The organism is Pseudochelatococcus sp. B33, from assembly GCF_053570585.1.
Window position 1 is genome coordinate 1 of sequence record NZ_JBSEFH010000027.1, and the last position, 12,452, is coordinate 12,452.

The window sequence follows — 12,452 nt, forward strand, 5'->3', positions numbered from 1 at the left end:
CTGATGGCGGACAGTGCGAGATTGGTGGATTGCCGGGTGATCGGCGCCGTAATCGCCAGGATCGCAACCACGAGCGGCACGATGGGCAATGCCAGGATCTGTTGTCGAAGATTCACCGCTTTTCCTTCGGCTCGTTACGAGAGCTCTTGTCCTTCGAAATGGGCCCGAAAACAAAGAATCGCAGACCTTTCTCCGATCCGCGTCGATCGGGAAACGGCCGAACGCGCGTCGCCGCACAAGGAGCCCGAACGGGGCCCGAGTCAAGCCGTTTCGCGCGCGCCGCCGGCAGCAGCGCCAAAGATGCCATAAAATAGCCATACCAATGACAAATTCACTGAACAAAGTTTGAATTTGCTGGATACGGCACTCGTCGGCCGGGGCGAAGCAGCAGCCGGCAAGGCCGATCCCGGTTCGATGGCAGACGGATGAACGGGCATCTCGCCCGGATCGAGGCAAGGAACCCGCACGACCGCACAGATAAATGAAAATTTTTATAGTATTATCAACGCCTTGTCGCGCTATATGCGTCGAGAGTGGTATGTATTGTTGCATATATCCGCGCTGCTTGGTAGTATATGATTCCCTATCATTACGAAAAGCGGAACAATGCTTGATGTAATTGACGCAATCGTTCAGCCGATCGGGATCGGAAGACAGGCCATCCGGCTGGCGTGTCTTGTTTCCAGCCACTTCGACGACGTGATCGTTGCCTATGTCCAGGGCATCCGGGCCGGGGAGAGCCACATTCAGGGCATGCTGAAGGCTGGAGACATCATCGAGTTCCCCATCACTTATCTGCCGTGGGTGGAGCTTCCCGCCGAAATACGCTTCGTGCGGAGGGATGACGACGTCGAGATTTGCGCGCCTTTCGAGCTGCGCACGGTTGACGAGGCCATCATGCTCGTGGGCCCGGGGGAGCTTGAGGTCGACAACGTCACCATCGCGCAGGGCATCGTGCGCGGCGTCGTGTTCAACAAGATCAACGGCCTGCTCAAGCCCCAGCTTTTCGCCCGCATCAACGGCGTCATCCCGCGCGCGGTGGACATGGAAGAGCCCCGCCTGATGGACGAGGGCGGCGCCAGTTTCCGCTTCGCCATCCAGCTCCTGCCGATCGACATCAACGACAGCGGCCTGTCGATCGAGCTGTTCGCGGTGGGGGCCCATACGCCGCTGGCCTCGGTCGTGCTCAGCCGGCCGGCGGACGACGAGCTGGACAGGCGCCTCATCGCCCTCGACGCGCGCGTGCAGCAGATCCAGGACGCCTCCAGCTTCCATATCAAGTCCCTGCGCTCCGAGCTCAAGGAGCAGATCACGGATATCCAGCGCCGGGTCGATGCGTTCATCGAATACGCTTCGTCGTTCATCTTCGACCGGATCGCCGGCGAGCACAGGGAGACGAGCGCGCCGGTCGATGCGACGCTGCAGGCGCAGATCGACAACCTCAAGAGCTTCATCCACTCGTCTCCGACGGCGTCGAGCGGGGCCAAGAAGAGCGAGGCCGCCGTCCCGACCACGGCGACCTACGTCGATCTCAATTCCGATCTGTTCACGCTCGGCTGGTATGCCGTCGAGGTGGTGGACGGGAACGGCTTCCGCTGGATGAGCCGGACGGGGATCATCTTCAATCCCGATCCCGCCAGGGTCATCAGCGAGGTGCTCATCGTCATCGACAAGGTCTATGGCGCGACGTTCCCGCTGCTGAACTGCTATTTCGACGCCTTGCCGGCCGCTCTCGACATCACCGAGGACCCGGCGACGTCGCGGTTCATGGCGCGTCTGCGGTGGCGCGAGGGCACCCCCGCCATCCCGGTGCAGACGATACGGATCGAAAGCCAGGTGAGCGCCTCTCCGGCGCAGGCCGAAGGCTCGAACGACCAGCGCATCCTCTCGATCGCGATCCGGGAGGTCAGCTTTTTCTATACCGCCTGACGCTCGCGCGGACCGGCGGCAGAGACGAACCGCCGGAACGCTTGCCCGTTAAACGGAATCGTTCGATCGGCAGGAATTCGTTCAAAACCAGAGGCTGGGAGGAAAGAACGACCGATGGCGCCACCGATTGCCCTACGCCTATTGCGATGCCTGATGCTGGCGGCCGCCGTCGCCGGTACCGCCGCCGCCCAGGCGCAGGAGGCGGTCTGTGACGCCCCACCGACACCGTGCTGCGCTCTCGACATCCCCGCCGAGGCCCGCCATGGCGATGCTCGCCAGGACGACGCCCAAGACGGCGTCCAAGACGGCGCCCTGGCGATCGGCGTGCAGATCTGGCCGGAGCACCTGAACAACGCCCCCCAGGCCCAGTTGCTGGCGCTGCATCCGTCAGTGTTCCGCCTCACCGCCGGGCCGGGAGGATGGCGGCGTGCGGAGCCGTTGCCGACGACAGCGGACATGGCCGAGGTCCGCCGCTATGTCGCCCGGCAGTTCGAGGCGCGCCACGAGGCGCTGGAACGGCAGGCCGCGCACCTGAAGGCGCTGCTGGCGCGCACGCGGGGCAAGCTCCACCTCATCCTGTGGGAGCCGCCCTTCACCGACTCCGAGCTGCGGCTGCGACGCAGCAAGGACGACCGGCGCGTCATGCCGCGCTCGGCCGTGCCCGTCATGGCAAAGTTCCATGTCGCCGTGATCGAGGCTCTGCAGGCCTACGGCCTTCCCGTCGATGCCATCGAGCTGGCCAACGAGCCCGACGGGGACTGGAACATCCGCATTCCGCTGCGGATCTATGTGGAATTGCTGCGGGAGGTACGGCGGGAGGCGTCGGTGCAGCGGGTGGCTCTGCCGCCCATCGCCGGCCCCGGCGCGAGCTCGTACACGGCGTTGCTCGGCTACCTGAAGGACCCGGTCTTCGGCCAGCAGCTGCTCGAAGTCGTCGATATCGTCAGCGTGCATGCCTGGGACGACCGCCTCAACCGCGACATCCGGGCCGTCGCGCGAGAAACGCGGCGGCGACTGACCGCCATGGGATACCACGGGCACGTCGCGGTGACGGAATTCGCCCCGACCTTCCTCGACAGGGACGACCGGGACGCAGGACGGGGCGCCAACAAGCGCTTGGCGGAGGCGCGCAGCAATACGGACAGATACGCGGCGGAGGTGCTGCGCACCAAGGCCGTCATGCTGAGCCTCGCGATGTCCCCAATCATCTTCTGGGAATATCGCGACGTGAAGTGGGGCGCGGCCAGTTACGGGCTCGTCGACCTCGCCGGTCATGAACGCCCGACCTACAGAGCTTTCGCGCAGCTGGCCGATCTCATCGCCAGAACAAGGCCGGCGGCCGTGCTGACGGGAGAGGACGATCGCACCTTCGTGTTCTTCGGCAAGGACGGGGCACAGTCCATCCTGCTGATCAACCCGACCGGCGAGCCAGCGCGCTTCTCCTTTTCCGACAGCGTGATGCGCCTCTTCGGAGACGAATGGCTGCGCACGGCCGACCCGCCCTGCGGCATACGGACCGAACTGCTGCTGGAGCCCTACGAATTCAGGCTGCTGCAATCCGGATAGAGGAATATGCCCCGACACGACCCAGCATGCGCCGATCATCATCCGGGAGTTTTGAACCCCTGAAATTACCGACCGTAGTTGTCAGAATGAGGATTGTTATGGCTGCGAAAAAAAAGATCGCGATGGTTGGCTACTATCATTACGGCAACTATGGAGACGAGCTGTTTCTGGAGGTTTTCGAAAAATACCTTGGAGACTACGAGTTCGTGTTCCTGCAGGATACGCTGAAGCGCCCGTTCTACAGCGGCGGCCTTGAAGGACTGAAGCAGAAGGTCGCCGATGTCGACGCCATCCTGATCGGCGGCGGCGATCTGGTGATCCCCTTCTACTGGACCGACCAGTATTTCGAGGAGCCCTTTCTCTCGAAGCCCATTTTCATGCACGGCCTCGGCGTGCCGACCTGGGGGGGGCAGGATCCCCGCGTGGTCGCACGGCTGAAGAACTTCTTCCAGAGCGACAGCATCAAGCACATCCACGTGCGCGACATCGAGAGCCAGCGGTGGATCGAGCAGCATCTCGAACCGAAGGTGGACATCGCCCGCTCCCCGGACATCATCTGCGCGCTCGACCTGCCGGCCGTGCAGCGCCCGGAGGACGCCCCCATTTTCGGCATCATCACCCGCCAGCAGAGGCCCGGCGAGATCCGCTGGAACAATCTCACCGCCCTGTGCGAGAAGGCGGTGTCGCTCGGATACCGCACCCGCCACATCGTCGCCGCATCCGGCATCATCGGCAAGGACGACCTTGAGGCGCTGAAGGAATTTCCCTTCGAGGCGGACGAGTATTTCTACAGCGAGGACATCCGCGAGATCACCGCCGCCATCGGCGAGTGCGCGGTGCTGGCGTCGATGAAGTTCCACGGCCTCGTCGTGGCGACGATGTTCGGGATACCCACGATCGGGCTCATCACGACCGATAAATTCACCAATTTCTACAAGATGATAGAGCGAGAGGAACTCAGCGGCCACCACCGGCACGAAAGCCTGCCGGACCGGCTGCAGAAATACATGCCGCGCATCCCGTATTTCACGCGGCACGCGATCCGGGAAAAGGCGGATACGCAGTTGCGCAAACTGGCCAGGAAGATCAAGGAGACGCTGGACGAGCAGGAATCCGCGCTGGCGTCATAGATCAGATGCTTCCATCTGATCGATAAACACTCTAGAGCGCAAGACGTTCTGATGGAATCAGACCGTGCGCTCCAGATTTTATATTTTACCGCAACTTGCGTTCAATTCGATGGATCGACTTGAACGCAAACTGCTCTAGCGCCTCCGGGCGATGCATCAGGAGCGGCGGAGCAGCTCCCTCAAGCGGGGCGGTGTCTCCAGCGCTCCCGCCGAATGCCAGACGCAACAGGGAAGGCGATGAATTACGTGACAACCCCGCGCAAAGCATCCATCCCCGCCGACATGCGCCACCTGCGGGATGTCAAGCGATGGGGGAAGACGACCTATTACTATGATTCAATGGAGGAATTCGACAACATCAAATCCATCAGATCCGGCATATATACGATCAAGAGCGCGAAACTGTTCTACGACTTCAATGTCGCGAACCGGCGATCCCGCGTCACATTGATCATCTTTCACCCCGCTATCCCCGACCGGGCAGGCAAGAAGCTTCCGTTCTTCGTCGGCGCGAAGATTTCTGCCGACGCGGCGAACCTGATCATGGTATCGGATCCGACGTTGTACCTCCATCGGGAGATATCGTGCGGCTGGTATAGCGGCGGGACGGGATATCCCGTGCAGGCAGTGATGCCGGAGCTGCTGGGCAAGTTCCTGACCCTTCTCGGCAGCGAATTGACCATCTTCACGGGAATCTCGGGCGGCGGCTTTGCGTCGCTGCTGTTTTCGCACAGCTTTCCCGGCTCCCTCGCCATTCCGATCAATCCCGTCACGAAACTGGGCATAACGTCGAGATACGCGTTCAACATACTGAAACGGAGGGCGTTTCCCGGAATGGCGGACGAGCAGTTTCTAGACAGAACCATATGCTCCAGCCTGCGAGAGAAATATTCCGCTCCGTTCCACAACAAGATCCTCTATATCCAGAACTATCTGGATCACTTCCGCGAAATTCACGCCAAGCCGTTTTTCAGTGCTGTCGACAGCGATTCCCGGTGCAATATCAAGGTCCTGTACGGCAAGGAGTGGGGCGCGGGACATATCGCTCCCAATGCCACATACATGAAGGACATTCTTGCCACTGCGTCTTCGGCGCACGATGCCACTTCCGCCTTGGACGATCTGCCCGGGGTCATGCTGGCAAGCCCGGCCGGCATCGCGCATGCCATGCAATAGGTGTGCCCGGCGACGCCGCAGGAAGCCGGAAGTCGTGCCCCGCCGCCGGCGGCGTGTCACCATTTCACGGCAACGATGACACGCCCCAGAGCCGTCGGACACTCACTTTGAATCGGTTGGTGATTCCCATAGGTCTGGGAATGTGATTCACTTCTTGTCGGAGATGATTTGCGATGCCGAAGGCTTATTCGCTTGATCTTCGTGAGCGCGTGGCGCGTTTTGTGGGTGCCGGTCATTCGCGGCGCGCGGCTGCAGCCCATTTCGGTGTGTCGGTTTCCTTCGTGATGAGGCTGATGGCGGACTTCACCGATCAGCCGAGATCGACTGTGATAGTCACGCCTACGGCAAGCTCACCTGCTGCCACGATGAACGGCCGACCTAACCTAAGAGGCAATCCAGGCAGCGCTCGATATTCTTGGGATCGTACTCTACTAGAAGCTTTCCACCTTTTGTTTGCTCCTTCGGCTGTATATATTGCACAATCTGATCCCGCATTGCAACAATGGCCGACTGATTCCAGTTCATGGCTTGATTTCCAAGGACTATGTTAATTGTATTGGCCGGGGAGAAAACCGTGTTATGAAGGCCGCTACCAAACTCGCCCATGACGACATCGGCATTGGAGAATAGGGTCACCTGTTCTTGCCAGCTATATTTTTCCGGAGCGATTATCGAGAAACCTCTGGCATGCAATAGCTGCTCGATACTATCCGAGTCGACCAGTCCCCTTGCATTCCGGGCATTCCGAGGCGATCGAACAAGGCCCCGAGAAATATACACCCTTTTGAATTCTTCATTTTTCATGTTGCTCGACAGATTTGCGCATGATTCTATTACATCTTTGACAAATTCATTGTATGCATAAGACATGAGAGGTGAAAATCTTAATAAAGAAGGCAATACAATATCCGATGCCTTGATTATTTCTTTCCCATCGTCAAAATATATAAAATCCTCTTCGGTCAATCCTGAGACTATATTTAGCATATTCTTCGCCCACGCAGGGGTGCGGGACGGTATGAGATATTTCCTGTGTTCCCGCGAAAAAAGAGTCGATCTTTTATATAGCCATGCCATCGGCAGCATATCGAGAAGCCAATGACCATAGACCAGCCAGCCAGGCTTGACCAATGAGACAACCGGTTCCTCTATGTAGCGGATACTATCATGATACTCGTTTCGAACAAATTTGACCAATCTCTCACTGACATCTTCAACTGAAAGTTTTTTGTTTATATTTTTTAACCAATAATTATTTATAATATTTCTTGATATTATTATGCGCCTGTCCTCCGACAGGAGGATGCCCCCATCCGCCATAAAGCATTCGTTAAACTGAAATAACCCGATAGCTGGTATTTTTCCGCACACTTCACCGTGGCGATCCGCAATGAACTGACCGGAAAATTCCGGAAACGGAACCGGACGCGGAGGAGGCATGTCGCCTTCGGGAAACAGAATCTCCGCTAACACTGGCGAATCATCGAATAGATCTCTGTTTCTCCCATCTGAAAGAATTGCATCTAGCATCGGGTATCCTCCAAACGAACGCCCTACCGTTTCGCGCCGGATTTGGGCTCCATAAGACCGCGCAGATAGCTGCCGTAAGCATTCTTGGCAAAAAGCTGCGCGCGAGCCTCAAGCTGTTCAGGCCCGATCCATCCCTTGGCGAAGGCGATTTCTTCAGGGCTTCCGATCTGCTGGCCCTGTCGTTCGGTCAGCGTGCGGACGAAGTTCCCCGCATCGAGCAGGCTTGCATGGGTGCCGGTATCGAGCCAGGCGAAACCGCGTCCCATCTGCTCGACCGAGAGGCGGCCTTCCTCGAGGTAGGTCTCGAGAAGCGAGGTGATCTCCAGTTCCCCGCGCTTCGAGGGTTGCACCTGCCGGGCGCGCTCGGATGCCTTCTCGTCAAGGAAATAGAGCCCGGTTACGGCGAAGGATGACGGCGGCTGCGCCGGTTTTTCAATGATGCGGTTCACGCGGCCGTCCGCATCGAAACCGACGACGCCATACCGCTCGGGGTCGGCGACCTGATAGCCGAAGACAGTGCCGCCCGAAGACCGCTCGTCGGCACGGGCCAACAGTTCCGGCAGGCCATGGCCGAAAAAGAGGTTGTCGCCCAGCACCATCGTCGACAATGACCCGTCGAGGAACTCCTCGGCGAGGATATAGGCCTGGGCAAGGCCGTCGGGCGAGGGCTGGACGATGTAGGTCAGCTCCAGCCCCCATTGGGAGCCATCACCCAGGGTACGGCGGAACTGATCCTGATCCTGCGCCGTCGTGATCACGGCAATCTCACGGATGTTGGTCAACATGAGCACCGAGAGTGGATAATATACCATCGGCTTGTCATAGATGGGCAGGAGCTGTTTCGAAATGCCGAGGGTGATCGGGTAAAGGCGTGTTCCCGAACCTCCTGCCAGAATAATGCCCTTGCGTATCGCCATGTCAGGCCTCCTTTAGGTCTGCTATTACCTGCGCGAGACCCTCGCGCCAGTCAGGCGGCGGAATGCCGAAATCCGCAGCCAGCGTGGTGCAATCAAGGCGGGAGTTCAGCGGTCGTCGTGCGGGAGTGGGGTACTCGGCGGAAGAAATCTCTTCCACGTCCACGGAAAGCCCGGCTTGCGAGAATATCTCGCGCGCAAAGCCGACCCAGCTCGTCTCCGGCGCGCCCGCATAATGGTGTGTCCCCCCGCGCGCGCCTTCATGCAGCGCGGAGGCGAGGGAAAGTAACGAGGCGGCGATGTCTGCGGCCGGGGTGGGACCGCCGATCTGATCAGCAACGATACGCAGGTGGCTGCGTTCTGCGCCAAGCCGCAGCATGGTCTTTACGAAATTCGCGCCATGCGCCGAGAAAACCCAGGAGGTGCGCAGGATGATGTGGGCTCCGCCCGCCTCCCGGACGGCTCTTTCCCCGGCCAGCTTCGAGTGGCCATAGGCGTTGAGCGGGGCTACCGCATCCGGCGGCTGCCAGGCGCGCGTCCCCGAACCGTCAAACACGTAGTCGGTGGAAACATGCAGGAATGGAATGCCGAGGTCGGCAGCGCTGCGCGCCATTGCGCCGGGCGCATCCGCATTCACCAGATGCGCGGTCGCAACCTCGCTCTCCGCCTGATCGACCGCGGTATAGGCAGCGGCGTTGATCACCACGTCAGCAGCGCTCGTCCGTACTGCAGCCGCACAGGCGGCGGGATCGGTCAGATCGGCCTGGCGTCTGTCGAGGAAAGTTGCCTCCGGGGCCCGGCGCGCGAGCTCCCGGGCGACCTGGCCGGTGCGTCCGAAAACCAGAATCCTCATGTCTTCACTCCAAGCCGCTGGCCCACGCCATGCCGTTCCTGCAGCGGGCGCCACCAGCTCTCGTTGTCAAGGTACCACTGGACGGTACGATCGAGGCCTTCTTCGAGCGTCACCGAGGGCCGCCAGCCAAGCTCTTCACGGATGCGGGTGGGGTCGATCGCGTAGCGCGCGTCGTGGCCCGGGCGGTCCTTTACGAAGGTGATTTGCTCGGCATACGATCTGCCCGTCGGACGCTTCCTGTCTAAAATCGCACAAAGCGCCCGAACGACATCGATGTTCCGGTACTCATTTTCCCCGCCGACGTTGTAACTGCTTCCCACCCGACCTTCCCCGAGCACGAGAAGGAGCGCGTCGGCATGATCCTCCACATAAAGCCAGTCGCGCACGTTCGAACCCTGTCCATAGACGGGGATCGGCTTCCCGGCGAGAGCATTCAGGATTGTCACCGGAATCAGCTTTTCAGGAAAGTGGTAGGGGCCGTAGTTGTTGGAGCAGTTGGTCAGAACGGTAGGCAGGCCATAGGTTTCGTGCCAGGCACGGACGAGGTGGTCCGAGGCTGCCTTGGAGGCGGAATAGGGACTGCGCGGATCGTACGGCGTCTCTTCGGTGAACTGCCCCGTTTCGCCCAGCGAGCCAAAGACCTCGTCCGTCGAGACGTGGTGGAAGCGGAACGCGGGAGGCTTGTCTTTCCCTGCCCAATAGGAGCGGGCAGCTTCAAGCAGGTTGTAGGTGCCAACGATATTGGTTTCGATGAAGACGCTTGGCCCGTCGATAGACCGGTCGACGTGGCTTTCGGCCGCAAGATGCATCACCGCATCGGGCTCATGGGTAGCAAAGACACGATCGAGATTCGAACGGTCCCGGATGTCAACCCGTTCAAAAGCATAGAGACTCGAGTCCGCCACGCTTGCCACGTTATCGAGGCATGCGGCATAGGTCAGCGCATCGACATTCACCACGGAATGCCCGCAGGCCACCGCAAGCCGCACCACAGCAGAGCCGATGAAGCCAGCGCCTCCAGTCACCAGGATTTTCATGCCGCACCCCAGACAAACGGGCTATCTATATCCGCCAGGAGTGGGGCCTCAGCATCTTTATCAGACACAATAGCGGCCTCTGGCTCAATGTTCCAGCCGATACCGATCGCCGGATCGTTCCACCGTACTGCGCCTTCAGATTCGGGAGCGTAGTAGTCGGAACATTTATAAATGATTTCGGTATCGTCCGTTCGAGTGATGAACCCATGCAGGAAACCGGCGGGAATCAGCAGTTGACGCCCGTTTTCTGCGGAGAGTTCCACTCCCACCCATTTCCCGTAGGTGGAAGAATTTTTCCGGATATCGACTGCCACGTCAAAGAGCGCGCCGCGCCCACAGCGCACAAGCTTGGCCTGTGCATGCGGGGGGGACTGGAAATGGAGACCCCTCACAGTGCCCTTTTTCGCCGAAACGGAGTGATTGTCCTGCACAAAGTCAATATCCACCCCGGCCTCGGCCAAACGCTTCCTGTTCCAAGTCTCGCTAAAAAAGCCACGTGCATCCTTAAAACGACGAGGCGTCACTATTATAATACCATTTAATTCTGTAGTTTCTATCTGCATTGTGACTTGACCTCTGCGTTTTAACCTGTGTCTAAAGAGCACTTAAGAGGATGCTTACTATATACGCATTTCCCTCCATTGCGCCCGCCATACCACAAGCTTGAGATGCACGATGTCGATCCGGGCAGCCAGTTCACCTCTATCGACGGAACAGGGCGTTGAACGACGCCCGATCAGGTCTGCAGCAACCTGCCGCAGCCCGTCTGGGCGCTGCATAAAAGGGCGGATCCCCTGCGAACAGGCCAGAAACCGTCCAGACAACCGGGTTGCCTCTCTGCCTACGCCTTCTGCCCGGCTGCTTCCACCCGGGCATAGATGTCCTCGATGCGCACGATATCGTCCTCGCCGAGATAGGGGCCGGACTGGACCTCGATCAGATTGAGCGGCACCCTGCCGGGGTTCTCCAGGCGGTGGATGCAGCCGAGCGGCAGGAAGATCGATTCATTCTCGCGCAGCAGGATCTCCTCGCTGTCACGCGTGACGAGCGCCGTGCCGTTGACGACGACCCAGTGCTCGGCCCGGTGAAAATGCTTCTGCAGCGACAGCTTCGCGCCGGGATTGACGGTGATGCGCTTGACCTGGAAACGCTCGCCCTTGTGGATCGACTGGTAATATCCCCACGGGCGGTGGACCTGAACGGTCTGGGTGGCGGCGACATGGCCGTCGTTACGCAATTGCTCGACGATCTTCTTGACCTCCTGATCACGCTCCCTGTGGGTCACGAGGACGACGTCAGGCGTCGCGACGACGATGAGGTCGTCGACGCCGAGCGCCGCGACGAGCTGGCCCTCGCCGCGCAGATAGCTGTTGCGCACGTCGTGCGCCGTGACCTCGCCGACGAGGACATTGCCGTCATCGTCCCGGCGCCCGATGGCGGCGAGCGCCGACCAGCTTCCGACATCGGTCCAGCCGCAATCCGTGGGCACGACCACGGCAAGATCGGTCTTCTCCATCACCGCATAGTCCACCGCGACCGAGGGGCTTGCGGCGAACGCCTGCTCGTCGAGACGGATGAAGTCGAGATCCCGGCGCGCCTCGTCCACCGCTGCCTTGCTCGCCGCCAGGACGTCGGGCGCGAGGCGGCCGAGCTCCGACAGGAAGACGGATGCCGGCAGCAGGAAGATGGCGCTGTTCCACAGATAGTCGCCCGATGCGAGATAGCGCTCGGCGGTCTCGCTGTCCGGCTTCTCCACGAACCGCTGGACAGCGTAGACGCCCGGGCTTTCCGTCTCGATGCCCTGCTGGATGTAGCCGTAGCCCGTCGCCGGCTCCGAGGGCTTCACCCCGAAGAGCACGAACTTGCCGCCGAGCGCGGCGTCGACGCCACGGCGGACGGCGTCGAGCAGGGCCGTCTTGTCCTGCACGACGTGATCCGCCGCGACCAGCAGGATGAGCCCGTCCGGATCGCGCTGGCTTTCGATCAGCGCGGCGACGGCCGCGGCCGCCGTGGTGTTGCGGCCGACGGGTTCGAGCACGATCGTGGCGTCATCGATACCGAGCGCCCGCAGCTGTTCGGCGATGACGAACCTGTGCTCGACATTGGCGATCAGAATCGGCGCGGTGAACAGGGAACGGTCGGCGACCCGCAGCGCCGTTTCCTGCAGCAGTGAACGCTCTCCCGCGAGCGGCAGCAGCTGCTTGGGGAATGTCTCGCGCGACAACGGCCAAAGACGGGTCCCCGTTCCTCCCGAAAGAATGACGGGCGTGATCCGGACTGGTTTCGCGTTCATGTGTCACCTCGACTTCCGCGGTTG

The 12,452-nt window shown here is 60.3% G+C and carries 10 protein-coding genes; 4 read left to right on the top strand and 6 right to left on the bottom strand.

Going from position 1 to position 12,452, the window contains the following annotated elements; all coding sequences use genetic code 11:
- Nucleotides 1-606 precede the first annotated feature (606 nt).
- From ACUSIJ_RS23985 to ACUSIJ_RS24000, 4 genes are all read left to right on the top strand, one after another.
- Nucleotides 607-1,929: a hypothetical protein gene (locus tag ACUSIJ_RS23985; RefSeq protein WP_449310950.1), complete on the top strand. Its 1,323-nt coding sequence runs from the start codon at nucleotides 607-609 to the stop codon at nucleotides 1,927-1,929.
- Nucleotides 1,930-2,082: 153 nt separating this feature from the next.
- Nucleotides 2,083-3,495: a hypothetical protein gene (locus ACUSIJ_RS23990; protein ID WP_449310951.1), complete on the top strand. Its 1,413-nt coding sequence runs from the start codon at nucleotides 2,083-2,085 to the stop codon at nucleotides 3,493-3,495.
- Between the two features lie 98 nt (nucleotides 3,496-3,593).
- On the top strand, nucleotides 3,594-4,625 hold the full coding sequence (locus tag ACUSIJ_RS23995; protein WP_449310952.1) for a polysaccharide pyruvyl transferase family protein: 1,032 nt from the start codon (nucleotides 3,594-3,596) through the stop codon (nucleotides 4,623-4,625).
- A 237-nt stretch (nucleotides 4,626-4,862) separates the two neighbouring features.
- A complete protein-coding gene (locus tag ACUSIJ_RS24000; RefSeq protein WP_449310953.1) occupies nucleotides 4,863-5,801 on the top strand; it encodes a hypothetical protein in 939 nt (312 codons plus the stop codon).
- A 378-nt stretch (nucleotides 5,802-6,179) separates the two neighbouring features.
- Here ACUSIJ_RS24000 and ACUSIJ_RS24005 read toward each other — a convergent pair whose 3' ends face one another.
- The 6 genes from ACUSIJ_RS24005 to ACUSIJ_RS24030 form a co-directional block, all read right to left on the bottom strand.
- Complete coding sequence (locus ACUSIJ_RS24005; protein WP_449310954.1) at nucleotides 6,180-7,331, bottom strand: glycosyltransferase family 61 protein; 1,152 nt, start codon at nucleotides 7,329-7,331, stop codon at nucleotides 6,180-6,182.
- 23 nt (nucleotides 7,332-7,354) lie between these two features.
- Nucleotides 7,355-8,248, bottom strand: a complete 894-nt coding sequence (rfbA, locus tag ACUSIJ_RS24010; RefSeq protein WP_449310955.1) for a glucose-1-phosphate thymidylyltransferase RfbA — start codon at nucleotides 8,246-8,248, stop codon at nucleotides 7,355-7,357.
- A gap of 1 nt (nucleotide 8,249) precedes the next feature.
- Nucleotides 8,250-9,098 (bottom strand): dTDP-4-dehydrorhamnose reductase, encoded by an 849-nt coding sequence (gene rfbD / locus ACUSIJ_RS24015; RefSeq protein WP_449310956.1) that lies wholly within the window; start codon nucleotides 9,096-9,098, stop codon nucleotides 8,250-8,252.
- A complete protein-coding gene (rfbB, locus tag ACUSIJ_RS24020) occupies nucleotides 9,095-10,135 on the bottom strand; it encodes a dTDP-glucose 4,6-dehydratase (protein WP_449310957.1) in 1,041 nt (346 codons plus the stop codon). Before rfbB ends, rfbD begins: the two co-directional genes overlap by 4 nt.
- Entirely contained in the window at nucleotides 10,132-10,698 is a 567-nt protein-coding gene (rfbC, locus tag ACUSIJ_RS24025) for a dTDP-4-dehydrorhamnose 3,5-epimerase (RefSeq protein WP_449310958.1), read from the bottom strand. The genes rfbB and rfbC overlap by 4 nt, the downstream gene beginning before the upstream one ends.
- 278 nt (nucleotides 10,699-10,976) lie before the next feature.
- Nucleotides 10,977-12,428 carry a mannose-1-phosphate guanylyltransferase/mannose-6-phosphate isomerase gene (locus ACUSIJ_RS24030; RefSeq protein ID WP_449310959.1) on the bottom strand — a complete coding sequence of 484 codons (1,452 nt, stop codon included), beginning with the start codon at nucleotides 12,426-12,428 and terminating at the stop codon, nucleotides 10,977-10,979.
- Nucleotides 12,429-12,452 lie beyond the last annotated feature (24 nt).